This window comes from Mycobacterium sp. 155 (assembly GCF_000373905.1).
Lineage (GTDB): Bacteria > Actinomycetota > Actinomycetes > Mycobacteriales > Mycobacteriaceae > Mycobacterium.
Genome location: NZ_KB892705.1, coordinates 2,435,825 through 2,450,880 on the forward strand (window position 1 = coordinate 2,435,825; position 15,056 = coordinate 2,450,880).

Consider the following 15,056-nt stretch of genomic DNA (forward strand, 5'->3'; position numbering starts at 1 on the left):
GCCCGGACGCGAGGAGGACAAAGTCAAACCGGCATGACGATGGTCATCCCGGGACCTGCCGGTGCATCCATGGCGGCCAATGCCGCACCCGCCTCATCGAGTCCGACCACACGGGTGACCAAACGTCGCGGGTCGAGTACACCGCTCACAAGGAGCTCCAGCATCGCCGGATAGTCGACAGCAGGCATCCCGTGCGATCCGAGAATCGCGAGTTCCTGTGCGACGACACGGTCCATGGGTAAGGCGGTGTGCGCCGCGTCACCGAGCAGCAGACCAACCTGAACGTGGCGACCGCGTCGGCGCAGCGACGACACCGAAGCTTTCGCGACCGCGGGATGGCCGATGGCGTCAACCCCGATATGGGCGCCTCCCCCGGTCCGGTGGACGACTTCGCTTGCGACATCTACGATCTCGGACCCGTTGACCACTTCGTCGGCCCCGAGCCGGCTGGCTGTTGCGAGGGCTTCCGCGCTGTGGTCGATGGCAACGACCTTGGCTCCGAAGGCTTTCGCGATCATCACCGCCGATAGGCCGACGCCGCCGCAGCCATGGACAGCGACCCACTGACCAGACTGTACCTGGCCGTGGGTGACGACAGCCCGGAACGATGTGGCGAACCGGCAACCCAGCGCCGCCGCCGCGACGAACGACACGCTGTCCGGCAATCGCACCAGGTTGGCCTGCGCGCGTGGTATCGCCACCTGCTGCGCGAAGGCCCCCGGCAAGGTGAACCCGGGCTGCAGTTGATCGGGGCACACCTGGGCATCACCGGCCAGACAGAACTCGCAACGTCCGCAACCTATTACGAACGGCACGGTGACGCGTTCGCCGACCTGCCAGCCGGACACATCCGCCCCGACTGTTGTGATGGTGCCGGAGAACTCGTGGCCGGGAATGATCGGCAGTTCCACGGGATCGTGGCCCCGCCAGGCGTGCCAGTCCGACCGGCACACGCCGGTCGCGGCCACCGCGAGGATCACCCCGTCGGCCGGGCATTCAGGGTCGGGCACCTCGACGACCGTGGGAAGCACGCCGACCTCGGCATACATGACAGCACGCACAGTTGTGATGGTAGGCGGATAGTCGCCGAAACCGGTCCCGATCGCCGCTCAGCGATGACGTTTCAGAATGAAGCCCACGGTTCGCCCACCTAGTTCGGAGCGCGGGGGCGTCGACATCTCGACCTGCCTGCGGGCCTGTTCGATGACCGGCGTGTCCGGATCGAGCACCGACAAATACACCTCATGGGCGGCAAGCGAATTCACCGCCAGGTCGGTGTAGCCGTCGACCACTTCACAGTGGGTCGGGTCCGGACCGTTCTCGAACAGCCATACGGGAGCACCAGTCAGACTGCCGGAGAGGCTGTCAAAGGCCGCCGCGACGGCGTGCGCGAACTCGATGTGATCTGGCTGATTCGGCGCATCAGGAGCCCAACTGGACCCGCTGTAGATGGTGACGACGACGTCGGGGCGCAGCGCCGAAAGGGTCTCGGCGATCTTCGCCCTCAGCGGTGCGGTGTCGCGAATGTTGCTGTCGGGGAAGTCCCAGAACACCACGTCGTGGACCCCGACGACGGCGGCCGACCGCCGCTGCTCGCTTTCGCGCAGTGGCCCCGCCTGTTCGGGCGGCATGCCGGCGATACCCGCCTCGCCGCGTGAGGCCAGCGCATAGTGCACGTCCTTGCCGGCAGCGGTCCACTTCGCGACGGCCGCACCGATCCCGTACTCGGGATCGTCCGGATGCGGCACCAATACCAGTGCGGTGTTCCAGTTCGCGGGAAACGGTTGTACGGCTTTTGCGTTCACCACACCAGTGTCAGACCTCAACCATGGTTGACGTCAAGTGACCATCGGGCCAGCGATGATGGAGACCGGGGTCGGCAGCCAGGTCGGCCGAGGTAGCCAGAGCATTCGACGCCGCGCGGAAAAGCCGCTTCGTGCACAAGTTCGGTCTTGCTCGACCATCTCCGGTACAGCACGGTCTTGGTGGTCTGTGCACGTTCGGCCACCGCAGCCGTGGTGGCGGCCGAATAACCGATTTCCACAATAAGATCCGCGGGGGCGCACAGTAGGCCGACATCGATGCGCGGGTCTCGGGGGCGTCCCGCTACGGAGACCTTGCCATTCGAGGACGGGCCTGCTTTCGTAACGCTACCGACAGCATCGCAATCACGCGGGGAGGGAAAAGCTGTGGCCACTGAACGGGCCGTAGAGGACGTCGACCGCCTGCAGCGGTCCAGTCGGGACACCAGCAAGCTGCCCACCGTGATGTCGCAGTGGCTCTCCACTGTGATGCCGGGTGGCGTGATACCGCAGATCACCGTGGAAAGCGGCGTGGATTCCAACGGAATGTCCTCGGAGACCATCATCCTGACCGGGCGGTGGACCGAAGACGGTGAAGCCATGGAGCAGCAATGGGTGGCTCGGGTGGCACCCGCCGCCGACGATGTCCCGGTGTTCTCGGCGTACCGACTCGATGAGCAGTTCGACGTGATGCGACTGGCCCGCGCATTGACCGACGTTCCGATACCGGCGGCGCGCTGGCTGGAACCCACCGGCGAGGTGCTCGGCCGGCCATTCTTCCTAATGGACCGCGTCGACGGCGTGGCGCCGCCCGACGTCATGCCTTATACGTTCGGCAACAACTGGTTTGCCGATGCCGCCACCGAGCAACGGCGGACGTTGCAGGACGCCACCGTTGCCGTGCTGGCCAAGCTGCATGCGATTCCCAACGCCGAGAAGATATTCGACTTCCTTGCCGAGACCGACCCGCCAGGTGACACCGCGCTGCGCAGGCACTTCGGCTGGCTCAAGGACTGGTACGAATTCGCTGTCCCCGACGTCGGCCGATCCCTGCTCGTGGATCGCGCGCTGCGATGGCTGGAAGCGCACTTCCCCGAGGACATCGCGGCCGGCGAGTCTGTGCTGGTGTGGGGCGACGCGCGGATCGGCAACGTGCTCTACCAGGATTTCCGGCCCTCCGCGGTATTGGACTGGGAGATGGCCACGGTGGGCCCTCGCGAGTTCGATGTAGCGTGGATCATTTACGCGCACATGGTCTTTCAAGAGCTGTGCGGCATGGCTGGTCTACCCGGGCTGCCGGATGTGCTGCGCGAGGAGGATGTCCGCGCCACCTACCGCAAGCTGACCGGCATCGAGGTCGGGGATCTGAAGTGGTTCTACGTCTATTCCGGGGTGGTGTGGGCCTGTGCCTTCATGCGCACCGGCGCACGTCGCGTGCGCTTCGGCGAGATGGAGAAGCCCGATGACGTCGAAACCCTGTTCTACCACCGGCCTTTACTGGAAAGCATGATCGAGGAGACCGAATAGTGCTTAGCCCGGACTGGCTGACCGTCGCGCCGTGACTTTCTCCCGCGAACAGACGCTGCGGCACCGGTTTTGCGGCGTGTCGGGGTACCGACACGTCTTCTCGAAAATTAGGTGACCAGATCCCGCAACCGCCCGGATAGCTGTTCGCGGAGAAAGATCACGCCACCGAGAACAGGGCGGACGCCGCGAGGGTCTCGACCAGGCAGTAGAACCAGTTGGGATAGAACGAGGTTCGGCTGTCGATCACGGCAGAGACGATGCGGCCCAAAGCCATTCCCGCGAGAGCGATGCCGATGGTGATCACGATCCCGGTGCGCAACTGTCCCGGCGTGACGGCAGCGTAGCCGAGCGCAGCGGCCATCGCCAGGCCGAAACCGCCGTACACCGCCCGCACCTCGGCGCGGGCGGTCGAGTCGACGGGCACCATGCCGAAGGGTCGCAGCAGAGCCGCCGGGGCAGCCAGGGCATAGAACCCCATACCCGCGAAGAACACACCGACGACGATGATCACAACCACGGTAACCTCCCGTTCAGAATGACCAGGAGACCAGCATGGCACCCCCACGTAGCGAGATCGCAGCGACCGCACTATCCGGCACGCAAATCGGTTCCCGTACCGCTACCCTTCCGCCATGTCAGATGGAGGTGCCAGTCATTCTGGGATCGCTTCGACATCCACGTCGGGCGCCGGCAAACGTTCTTCACCCTGATCGTGACGCTGGGTACCATCACCGGTTTTGTCGGCTACAAGGTGGATTGGCATCGACGATATGAAACCGAACGAAGCACATCCGTGAAACCACATGCCGCGCTATGACGCACGCTCGCGGGCCAGGGCTTCCGCGGGCGCACGACTGAACACCATGGACTCCTCGATACGGTCGAACCGGTGGTCGGGGGCCGCGTCGGCGGACGTTCGTCGACGGTGCCGTGCGCTCCGGCCAGCGTGCAGCCACCGAGATCCGCGAAGCGCTGACCGGATGACGATCTCTAGCTGACGCGTTCCCGCGGGACAACCGATTCGGCCAAGACCCGTAGCTGACGGTTGACCTGCTCAGGGCGTTCCAGGATGGCGCAATGGCCACCGGTGAGTTCGATGAACGCGGCCAGGTTGGGCGCGTCCGCCGCGATCCGGCGGGAGGCGTTGATGGGCAGCAACCGGTCCTGCTCGCTGCCGATCACCAGCGTGGGCACCGCCAGATTGCGCAACGAAATGTGCCGGGAACCCAAGTTGTCCACCAGCACCCGTGCCCAGCCACCGCGTCCGGCCGCCGGGGTCGAAGCGAACAGCTCGTAGACGAATTGCGCTACCCACGGGTCAGCGTCACGGCCCACGGCCAGGTAGCACACGAACCGCTTGTTGGCGACGTCGACCAGCCGCGGTATGGGCGTCGCCCCGAACGTCCTGAGCAACGTCCCGGCAGCCCTGATCCGAGTCGCGGTCAACGGTGCGGGCACCCGAGCCAACTGCACGTCGCGCAACAGGTCGCCGGTGGTGGTGTTGATCAGCGCGACAGCGGCGGCACGTTCGCACACCCGGTCGGGGTAACGCTGCGACCACGCGCTGATCGCGATGCCCCCCATCGAATGGCCGGCGATGACGGCCCGCTCTCCCGGTGCGAGCGTGGCGGCCAGCACAGCATCCAGATCGGCTGCCAAATGGTTGAGGCTGTAGCCATGTCGCCCACGTGGGGTCTCGCTATGCCCGTGTCCACGGTGGTCATAGGCGATCACGCGATAATCGGCGGCCAGATCGGCGATCTGATGTGCCCACACCCTGATGGCGCAGGTGATGCCATGTGCCAGCACGATCGGTTGACCATCGGGCGGCCCGAACACCTGGGCATGCAGCCGGACACCGTCGGTGCCTCGAACCTCCAGCGGACGTCCCGGTGGTAGCTGAGGAAGGTCTCCGGTGGTCATGGGCTGCTCCGATCGTCGGCGTCGTTGCCTTCAAGAAGTGCACTGATTGTCAGCCTACCCGCCGGTAGCTAAGAGGGGTTTGACGAAATTGCCGTTTGCGGTTGGCCTCAGTTTCCCGAACCGGACGAGAGCGCCCGTGGCGGCAGGCGCAGAATTGGTCCCGACCCGATACAGAGAAAGAGACGCGATGCGCGCAGCACAGATCACTCGGCTCGACGGACCGTCTGCGGTACAGGTGGCCGAGATCGATGAGCCGGCCGGCGGCGACGGGGTGGTCATCGACGTTCACGCGGCAGGGGTGGCATTTCCCGACGCGTTGCTGACGCGCGGCCTCTATCAGTACAAGCCCGAGCTGCCGTGCATCCCTGGCGCGGAGGTTGCCGGTGTGGTGCGCAGTGCACCCGTAGGCGCTCACGTGAGCGCGGGCGATCGGGTGCTGGGACTGACCATGCTGTCCGGCGGTATGGCCGAAGTCGTTGCGTTGCCGCTCGATCGGGTGTTCGCCCTGCCCGACTCGGTGTCGTTCGAATCCGGAGCCGGCGTCCTGTTCAACGACATGACCGTGCATTTCGCACTGCGTACCCGCGGCCGGCTGGCGGACGGTGAGACAGTCCTGGTGCACGGCGCAGCCGGAGGAATCGGCACTTCGGCGCTGCGCCTGGCACCCGCGCTGGGGGCCGCGCGCACCATCGCCGTGGTCTCGACCAAGGAGAAGGTCGAGATCGCCAGGGCAGCAGGGGCTTCCGATGTAGTCCTGGCTGAGGGGTTCCGCGATGCGGTCAAAGAGCTGACGGGCGGCCATGGCGTCGACATCGTGGTCGACCCGGTCGGCGGTGATCGGTTCACCGACTCACTGCGGTCACTCGCCGTAGGTGGGCGGCTACTGGTGATCGGCTTCACTGCCGGGGAGATCCCGACGGTCAAGGTGAACCGATTGCTGCTCAACAATATTGACGTCGTCGGTGCAGGCTGGGGTGCGTGGGCGTTCTCCCACTCCGGCTACGTGGCCGAGCAGTGGGCCGAACTGGCGCCGTTGCTGGCCTCGGGCGCGATCCTGCCACCTGATCCCGACGTCTATCCGCTGGAGCAGGCGGGCGAGGCCATCGCGTCGCTGGAAAATCGCAGCGCCAAGGGCAAGGTGGTGCTGCGCCTGCGCTGAATCGTGGCGTCAGGACAGGCTGTCAGAAGCCGACCAATGACCGCCTGCGTGGATATCGTTTAGATGTCCACGCAAGGGAGAAACATGCCGAAACGCTTGGTGCTGTGCTGCGACGGCACATGGAACACCCCCGATCAGCAGGCACCGACCAACGTCACCAAGGTCGCGCTCGCGGTGGCCGATCACGACGCCAGGGGAACCGAACAACGGGTCTTCTATTCCCTGGGTGTCGGCACCACACGAGGTGAGCGGATCGTTGGCGGTACGTTCGGATACGGGCTGTCGCACAACATCATCGAGGCCTACCGGTTTCTGGTGGAGAATTACGTCCCGGGCGACGAACTATTCTTCTTCGGGTTCAGCCGGGGCGCCTTCACGGTGCGCAGTGCCGTGGGATTCGTCCGCAATGCCGGCATCCTGAGACCGCAGCATGCCAACAGGATCGGCGAGGCCTACACGCTCTACCGCGACCGAACCAGTAAGACACATCCGCGGAGCACCGAGTCGACCCTGTTCCGACGGTCATTCTCGTACGAGTCCAGGATCCGTTTCATCGGCGTCTGGGATACGGTCGGTGCACTGGGAATTCCCGTGACTGGGTTCGGCCTCGCCAAACTGGCGAATAACCGATGGACGTTTCATGACACGGACCTGAGCAGCTACGTCGACGCGGCCTTCCAGGCACTGGCCATCGACGAGATGCGCGGCCCGTTCCGGCCGACACTGTGGGCCCATCAGCCAGATCCCCCGAAAAATCAACGGGTGGAACAGGTCTGGTTCTCCGGGGTACATTCCGACGTCGGCGGCGGCTATCCGGAACACGACCTGAGCGACATTGCGCTGCTGTGGATGGTGAGCTGTGCGCGTGACTACGGCCTGGCCTTCTATCCCACGGCGTTCCACCAACGCCCGCCAAGCATGGTGCCGCCGGCCCCGGAGGACGAAACCCTCGGCACCCAGACGCAGGTGTACCCCGACGCGTTCGGCAAACAGCACCAGACCCGAACCGGCATATACCGGCTGATCACGCGGTACATCCGCCGGCCGGGCGCCACCGATCCCGACACCGAGTACGTCGCATCGAGCGCGCTCACGCGCAGTCGTGCGCTGGCGCCCTCCGCGACGACCACGCTCGGCTTCGTCGAAGGCAGTCCACGCACGATGCCGGTGCGGTACCTGCGGCGCTGACACCGTGCTGGGCACGGCCCGCTCGGGTATCTGCACCGGGGCATACAGGTCTTGTCCCGGCATGAATGGGTGTCGGACCCGATGGTGATCGACCGTCCTACCGAGAAGACTGGCCTCACACCAAGTTGCTCTGCCGCCCCGGCGGAGATGACCGATTTGGGAAAGGTGTCTCGAACTTCGGAGTAGCACATGCAGAACGGTCCGACCGACAGACCGGCGGTGTCCAACCGGGCCCGCATCCTGATCAGCGCAGCTGTCGCCGTTGTCGTACTTCTGCTTGTCGTTCCTCGGCTGCTGAACTCATACGTCGACTGGTTGTGGTTCGGAGAAGTCGGTTTCCGCAACGTCTGGATCACCGTTCTGTTGACACGGGTGGCGCTCTTCGTCGCGGTGACCCTGCTCGTCGGCGGCAGCGTTCTGCTGGCGATGACGTTGGCATATCGCACCCGGCTGATCTTCGCCCCCACCCAGCGCGACAACGACCCGGCCACGCTGTATCGGGCCCTCGCAATGCGCCGGCCACGCTTGCTGTCATGGGGCGTCGCATCGGCGATCGCGGCGCTGTGCGGTCTGGTCGGGCAGACCAGTTGGGTCACGGCTCAACTGTTCTTGCACGGTGAACCCTTCGGTATCGCCGATCCGGAATTCGGGCGCGACATCGCCTTCTTCGTGTTCGACGTACCCTTCTACCGATTCGTACTCAACTGGCTTTTCGTCGCCGTATGCCTGGCGTTGGTGGCAAATGTGGTGACGCACCACCTCTTCGGTGGCATCCGACTGACCGCCGGCAAGGGTACGCTCACGCAGCCCGCCCGGATTCAGATCGCGGTGCTGGCCGGCACAGCCATCCTGCTGAAGGCTGTCGCGTACTGGCTCGATCACTACGAACTGGTGTTCAGCACCCACAAAGAACCGACGTTCACCGGTGCCGGTTACACCGCCATCCATGCCGAGCTACCGGCCAAGCTCGTCTTGCTCGCGATAGCGGCGCTGTGCGCGTTGGCGGTTTTCGCGGTGATCTTCCTGCGGGACATGCGGATTCCGGCGATGGCGATCGCGCTGCTCGTGCTGTCATCAGTTCTGGTTGGCGGCGCCTGGCCGCTGGTGATGGAACAATTCTCGGTGCGGCCCAACGCAGCCGACGTCGAGCGCCCCTACATCGAACGCAACATCGCCGCGACTCGTGACGCATACCGGCTCGGCAGCGACTGGGTCGAATACCACGACTATCCCGGCATCGGGACCAAAGACCCCCGTGACGTCGCCGCGGACGTCACCACCATCGCCAATGTGCGGTTGCTCGACCCCAATGTGCTCTCCAGGACGTTCACCCAGCAACAGCAGCTCAAGAATTTCTACAGCTTCCCAGCCGAATTGGACATCGACCGCTATCACATCGACGGTCAGCTACGGGATTACATCGTCGGCGTCCGCGAACTGTCACCGGACAGCCTGACCGGGAATCAGACCGACTGGATCAACCGGCATACCGTCTACACCCACGGCAACGGTTTCGTTGCCGCACCGGCGAATCGGGTGAATGCGGCGGTCCGTGACGCCCCGAACACCTCGGAACCCTCGGACAGCAACAGTGGCTACCCGATCTACACGATCAGCGACATCGCCTCTCTTGGGTCCGATCGACAGGTCATCCGGGTCGACCAACCACGCATCTACTTCGGCGAAGTGATCGCCGAGGCGGATCCGGACTATGCGATAGTCGGTGGACCGCCGGATGCGCCGCCCCGTGAGTACGACACCGACACCTCGAAGTACTCCTATACCGGTGCCGGTGGCGTGCCGATCGGCAACTGGCTCAACCGCACGTTGTTCGCCGCCAAGTTCGCTGAACGCAACATCTTGTTCTCGCGCGCGATCAGTGCGGAATCGAAACTGATCCTCTACCGGAACCCGAAGGAACGTGTGCAGCGCGTGGCCCCGTGGCTGACCACCGACACCAATGCCTATCCGGCAGTGGTCGATGGACGCGTCGTCTGGATTGTCGATGCATACACGACCCTGGAGCGGTATCCCTACGCGCAGCGCAGCTCGCTGCAAGGACCGGTGACCGGCGCCGGCGGCATCACTCGACCCGGCGCACCGATCGGGTACGTGCGCAACTCCGTCAAGGCGACCGTCGACGCTTACGACGGCACCGTGACGCTCTACCAAGTCGACCACGACGATCCCGTGCTACGCGCATGGATGCACACCTTCCCCGGTGTCGTGCAATCTGCAGACAAGGTGTCTGACGAACTGCGCGCGCATTTCCGCTATCCCGAGGATCTGTTCAAGATCCAACGGGAGATCTTGGCGAGATACCACGTCGACGAACCTCGAGAGTTCTTCACCACCAACGCCTTCTGGTCGGTGCCCAGCGATCCGACCACCGAGTCCGACGAACCGCAGCCACCGTTCCACGTCCTCATCGGTGACCAGCAGAGCGCGCAACCGTCGTTCCGGCTGGCCAGCGCGATGGTCGGGTACAACAGGGAATTCCTGTCGGCCTACATCTCGGTGTATTCCGATCCGGAGAACTACGGCAAGATCAGCGTGCTGCAACTACCGACGGATACGCTGACGCAAGGCCCGCAACAGATCCAGAACTCGATGATCTCCGACACTCGGGTCGCCTCCGAGCGCACCCTGCTGGAGCGATCCAACCGAATCCACTACGGCAACCTCCTGACACTGCCGATCGCCGACGGCGGCGTGCTCTACGTGGAACCTCTTTATACCGAGCGCATTCCGACCACACCCCACAGCTCGACATTCCCACAGCTGTCCCGGGTGCTGGTCGGCTTGCGTGAACCCCGTGCCGACGGCGGCGTCCGAATCGGCTACGCCCCAACGCTGGCCGAAGCCCTCGATCAAGTATTCGGCCCCGGCGCTGGGCGCGCAGCGACCGCCCCCGGTGGCGACGCCGCCGCGACACCACCACCGGATATGCCGCGGCCGCAGTCTCCCCCGCCCGCAGCCGCGCCGCCGGCCACGGGCGGCTCACCTCGAACAGCGACTGAACTCAAAGAAGCACTCACGGAGTTACGCGCGGTTCTCGAGCGCCTCGAAAAGGCGGTCAACGCCCAAGAAAACACGGGCGGATAGTAACCACTGCTCGCACACCCAAGAAGGCACACCATATGAAGACCAAGCCACTGGATGCGGTCCAGCCGGCTCAGGACGTCGCCGCACGGCTGGCAACGGAGTTCGACGGGCTGCTGCCACCTGAACTCGTGACCCGCATTGTGGTGGAAGCCATCTGCGATCTCTACGGGCAGGTGCAGCCCAAAGCCTTCCCCGAACTGCTGCACCGGCTCGCCCACTATCGACTCGACATCGCGTGCGGCAGAGCCCAGGCTTCGCCGATCGCGTCGCCGTAAACACTCGACATCAGCTTGCGGCGGCCGCGACGCCGGCCAATATTCCGGGGACGATGACGGCGAGTGCCAGGGCGAGCCCGAGGAGCCTGCGGAACAGCATGTCCTGGTGTTTGACAGCGCTGTTGCCGATGATCAGGGTGCCGGCCACGTGGATGGGGTTCATGACCATGAGAGCAGCCGGTGCGCAGATGGCCGCGATGACCCAGAACACCCCCGGTGACCCGCCGAAGGCGGTGAACGCCAGCGGCATCATCAGCCCCAGGACTCCAAGGGTCGAGCTCTCGATGTTGCACAAGAACGCCGTCGTGTAGGCCAGGACGAAAATGAGCAGGACCCCGGCGCCGAGGTGTTGGAGGTCCTTCTCGATCGAGTCCATGGTGCCGATCTTTTCCATGAGCCCGAGGTAGGTGAGCAGGCCGCACAAGAGAAGCACGCTGTTCCACGGGATCCGAGCGAGCAGCGCATGCTCCTTGGGATGAAAGACGATCTGGAGCAGCGCAGCCAAACACATGGCCGTCACACCGACATCTGTCTTGGGGACGACGACGAGGACGACGAACAGGATGAGGGAGAGACCCGAGCACCAGGCGTAGGTCTTGTGATGCTGTTGCCCCTCCGAGGACTCGGCCAGTGGTGGTGCGGGCCATACGACGAAGGCCTGTCCGCGCTGCGCTCGAAGGGCGAGAATGAGCTGGAGGGCGATGACGACGATGACCGCGACCGCGACGGAAACCGCCCACAGTCCCCAGCCGGAGTAGTGCACGTGGAATTTGTCCGCGGCGGTGCGCACGACGGCGCCGGTGGGGTTGAGCGGTGAGAGTCCGGCGCTATTGGCCCCGATGATGACGGCGAGCTCGCAAAGATAGAAGCTGCGGCGGTAGCGCTCACCGAGGTGGGCGACCATTGGCACGAGGAAGGCGATGGGCGCCGTGGAGAAGGCACCCGCCGTGGAAAGCGCACCGGCGATGAGGAAGCCGGTCCATGGCAGCAGCGCCTCACGGTCACCGACAGTGGCGTAGATTTTCTCCACGACATGCGCGAGGGCGCCGCTGCGTTCAAGGTGCGCGAAGAGCAGGGAGACGCCGGCGATGAGCACGAAGATGCTGCCGGGGAATGTCGTGTACATCGTCGTCGGGTTCAGGCCCGACACGGCCAGGACGGGCAGGGCCGCGGCGAGCGCGAGCACACCGATGTTCATCCGCCGCCAGATCGCCACGATCAGTACGACGAGAAGCAGTGCTATGGATAGGATTTGGGCCGACGACATCGGTGGCCTCCTCGTCGTAGACACGCGCTCTGGATCACCTGCGGATTTCCTCCGGAGGTTATACCGATCACGTTGATTGCGTGCTCATTTCATGCACCTGTGCGCCAGCTGAGTGTTACGTCGTAATTACCTGTACTGCAACATATTTGATCGCAGACCGCAACGGCGTCCAGCTTCCCGCCGAGGCGCTAGTAACCTTCCTCTGCGAGTTCCTTCGCGGCGGTCCGGGGAATGGCCAGGACGGGAACCGGCGAGTGCCGCACGATCTTGGCAGCCCCCGACCCCAGGAACACGCGTGCTATCGGTCCAGCCTCGCTGGACCCGATCACCATGAGATCTCCTGGGCTCCAATCTATGTCGTCAATGGCATCCTCCCAATTCTCACCCTTGCCGATGACAAGTTCCGGATCCCGCCGGGCTGTCGTGGCATCGGCCTTGATGGCGTCCGCGGCAGCGGCGCGCATGCCATTGATCCACTGGTCGAGGACAGTCGAGTATTCGAAATGATCCCGGAGTACATCCGGTGGCGTCATGTGCACGGCGAACGAGGCCAATCGCAGGTCCGCACCGAAATGATTGGCCAGCGTTGCGGCCGCCGCGACCTGTAGGCTGCCCTGCTCACCGCCGCTGAAGGCGAGTGTCACCCGCTTCACGTTGCCGGCTGTCCGAAAGCCGCGGATCGCGACCGCAACGGGAACCGGTGAGCTGTACAGCAATCGATCAGCAAAACTGCTGAGGGTCACTTGCTCTATTGGCCCCATTGCGGAGCCGACCACGATGGTGCTCGCAGCGTATTGTTCGGCAGCTTGCACCAGCCCGCTGGGCACTGACCGGGCTTCGAACCTGACGAACTGTGCAGGCACGTCCTTGGGCATGTCCTCGCGGGCCCGCGTCTCGGCAGTGTGGACCAACACGTCGACGTATGAGCGAAAACCCGGATCTCGGGCGACGCCCGGCATCCGAGGATCCACCGCGACGATGCAGACCACCACGTCCTCGCCGCTGGATCGAGCGAGCATGCCGGCCAGGCTGAGCACCGACTTGGCGCGTCTGCCAGTGGGGTATCCAACAAGAATCGTCATTTCCTGGTCAACCTTTCGTTTGCAGCATCGTCGGGTCGCTCTGGCAATGAACGTGATTCCTGGCTGCCGCACATGTTCGGCACATCAGTCGTCGTAGCTGGGGCGCCACCGAATGCCCTCGATAGCGTGGCTGATGTTGTCGTAGGTCTTTCTGGCCACGCCGTCGGCGACCGCCGCGTGATACACCGCCTCCGTGACTGCCGTCGATATGGCCGGCAGATCGGCGACGCTGGGCAGCAGACCCGCGCCGGGTGTGGTTGGGTCAGACTGGCGAGCAACGGCTTTGGCTGCAGCGTCGAGCATTCGGTTGGTCACGCGGGTGGCACCGGACACGGCCACTCCCAGGCCGATTCCGGGGAATGTCAGGACGTTGTTGGCCTGGCTGACGGTATAGGTAACGCCGTCGTATTGCACTGGGGGCGAGGGTGAACCGGTCGCCACCAGGGCACGGCCGTTCGACCATGTGATCACCTCGTCTGGGGTGGCCTCCATGCGAGAAGTCGGGTTCGAGATCGGGAAGACCAGTGGGCGCTCGGTACCCGCTGCCATCGCCTCGATGACCTCGCGAGTGAAGGCGCCAGGCACGCTCGCGCAGCCCAGCAGAATGGTCGGGCTGGCCAGCTTGACGGCCTCGAGCAGGTCCACCCGCCGATCCGCCGTGAACCCGAGCTGCTGTCGGTTCTTGGCATAGGGCGTTTGAAATTCGTGTAGCCCGTCCATGTCGTCGAACAACAAGCCTTGCTTGTCGATCGGCCAGATGCGGGCCGCCGCCTGCTCTGCGGTAGCCCCGGCGGCGACCATCGCGTCACAGATCTGGTCGGCGATCCCGATCCCGGCACTCCCCGCGCCGAACACCACCACGGTCTGCTCAGTCATCGGGACGTCCGTGACCTTCAGCCCGGCGTACAGGGCTGCCATTATCACCGCGCCGGTGCCCTGGACGTCGTCGTTGAACACGCAGTACTCCGATGAGTACCGGTCGAGGATTGCGCGGGCGTTCGCCGCACCGAAATCCTCGAAATGCAGCATGGCGTGCGGAAACAGGCGGTGCACGATCTTCACGTAGCGCTCGATGAACTCGTCGTATTCGGCGCCGCGCCGGCGCGGATGACGATTGCCCACGTAGAACGGATCATTGAGGAGCTGCTCGTTATCGGTGCCGACATCGAGTGACACCGCGATGGTTCGGCGTGGATCGATGCCACCGCCTGCGGTGTAGAGAGCAAGTTTCCCGGCGCTGATCTGGATGCCGCCCACACCCCAGTCACCGATACCCAGGATCGACTCGGCATCAGTGCACACGATCAAGTCGACGTCATCCGGCCCCTGGCGAAGAGTTTCGAAGGATTCTGCGATCTCATCGGGATGATCGATGGAGAGGTAGATGCCCCGTTGTCCACGGTATTCGCCGGAGAATCGCTGGATGGCCTCGGAAACCGTCGGGGTGTATACCACCGGCATCAGCTCGGTCAGATACTCGGAAAGCACCTTGAAGAACAGGATCTCGTGGCGATAGCGCAGCTGATCAAGAGCCAGGTTACGCGCCATATCCGTTGCCATTCCCTGCAACTGGCGCCACACCCGCTCGGCCTGCTGGTCCAGCGTCAACACACCGGAGGGCAGCCTGCCCGTCAACCCGAGCTGCTGCCGCTGCTCGTGGGTGAACCCCACCCCACGATTGAGACTCGGAACGGACAAAGCGACGGGAACGTGCGGTGTGCCGGTCAT

General features: G+C 64.4%; 12 protein-coding genes and 1 pseudogene. 5 read left to right on the plus strand and 8 right to left on the minus strand.

The window, feature by feature from the left end; genetic code table 11:
- Window positions 1-23 precede the first annotated feature (23 nt).
- The 3 genes and pseudogenes from B133_RS0111650 to B133_RS22730 all read right to left on the minus strand — a co-directional run.
- On the minus strand, window positions 24-1,061 hold the full coding sequence (locus B133_RS0111650; protein WP_018601262.1) for a zinc-dependent alcohol dehydrogenase family protein: 1,038 nt from the start codon (window positions 1,059-1,061) through the stop codon (window positions 24-26).
- Between the two features lie 48 nt (window positions 1,062-1,109).
- Window positions 1,110-1,808, minus strand: a complete 699-nt coding sequence (locus tag B133_RS0111655; protein WP_018601263.1) for a PIG-L deacetylase family protein — start codon at window positions 1,806-1,808, stop codon at window positions 1,110-1,112.
- A 67-nt stretch (window positions 1,809-1,875) separates the two neighbouring features.
- Window positions 1,876-2,197 (minus strand): annotated as a pseudogene (locus tag B133_RS22730) (helix-turn-helix domain-containing protein); the annotation flags it as partial.
- On the opposite strand from B133_RS22730, the gene B133_RS0111665 reads away from it, so the two are divergent.
- The gene (locus B133_RS0111665; RefSeq protein WP_018601264.1) at window positions 2,190-3,329 is read left to right on the plus strand and encodes a phosphotransferase family protein; all 1,140 of its coding nucleotides are present in this window, start codon (window positions 2,190-2,192) and stop codon (window positions 3,327-3,329) included. The pseudogene B133_RS22730 and the gene B133_RS0111665 sit on opposite strands and share 8 nt — an antisense overlap.
- Window positions 3,330-3,486: 157 nt before the next feature.
- On the opposite strand, the gene B133_RS0111670 is transcribed toward B133_RS0111665, so the two are convergent.
- Complete coding sequence (locus B133_RS0111670; RefSeq protein ID WP_018601265.1) at window positions 3,487-3,846, minus strand: DUF4345 family protein; 360 nt, start codon at window positions 3,844-3,846, stop codon at window positions 3,487-3,489.
- Between the two features lie 473 nt (window positions 3,847-4,319).
- Entirely contained in the window at window positions 4,320-5,252 is a 933-nt protein-coding gene (locus tag B133_RS0111675; protein WP_018601266.1) for an alpha/beta fold hydrolase, read from the minus strand.
- A 187-nt stretch (window positions 5,253-5,439) separates the two neighbouring features.
- Between B133_RS0111675 and B133_RS0111680 the strand changes: the two genes are divergently transcribed.
- The 4 genes from B133_RS0111680 to B133_RS0111695 all read left to right on the plus strand — a co-directional run bounded on the left by B133_RS0111680 (window position 5,440) and on the right by B133_RS0111695 (window position 10,979).
- Window positions 5,440-6,411 carry an NADPH:quinone oxidoreductase family protein gene (locus tag B133_RS0111680; protein ID WP_018601267.1) on the plus strand — a complete coding sequence of 324 codons (972 nt, stop codon included), beginning with the start codon at window positions 5,440-5,442 and terminating at the stop codon, window positions 6,409-6,411.
- Between the two features lie 84 nt (window positions 6,412-6,495).
- Window positions 6,496-7,599 (plus strand): DUF2235 domain-containing protein, encoded by a 1,104-nt coding sequence (locus B133_RS0111685; RefSeq protein ID WP_018601268.1) that lies wholly within the window; start codon window positions 6,496-6,498, stop codon window positions 7,597-7,599.
- Window positions 7,600-7,788: 189 nt separating this feature from the next.
- A complete protein-coding gene (locus B133_RS0111690) occupies window positions 7,789-10,704 on the plus strand; it encodes a UPF0182 family protein (protein WP_018601269.1) in 2,916 nt (971 codons plus the stop codon).
- Between the two features lie 35 nt (window positions 10,705-10,739).
- The gene (locus B133_RS0111695) at window positions 10,740-10,979 is read left to right on the plus strand and encodes a hypothetical protein (protein WP_018601270.1); all 240 of its coding nucleotides are present in this window, start codon (window positions 10,740-10,742) and stop codon (window positions 10,977-10,979) included.
- 10 nt (window positions 10,980-10,989) lie between these two features.
- On the opposite strand, the gene B133_RS0111700 is transcribed toward B133_RS0111695, so the two are convergent.
- From B133_RS0111700 to B133_RS0111710, 3 genes are all read right to left on the minus strand, one after another.
- Window positions 10,990-12,246, minus strand: coding sequence for an SLC13 family permease (locus B133_RS0111700; RefSeq protein WP_018601271.1), 1,257 nt, complete (start codon window positions 12,244-12,246; stop codon window positions 10,990-10,992).
- A gap of 188 nt (window positions 12,247-12,434) precedes the next feature.
- Window positions 12,435-13,328: a universal stress protein gene (locus B133_RS0111705; protein ID WP_026256296.1), complete on the minus strand. Its 894-nt coding sequence runs from the start codon at window positions 13,326-13,328 to the stop codon at window positions 12,435-12,437.
- 84 nt (window positions 13,329-13,412) lie between these two features.
- Window positions 13,413-15,056, minus strand: a complete 1,644-nt coding sequence (locus B133_RS0111710) for an NAD-dependent malic enzyme (RefSeq protein WP_018601275.1) — start codon at window positions 15,054-15,056, stop codon at window positions 13,413-13,415.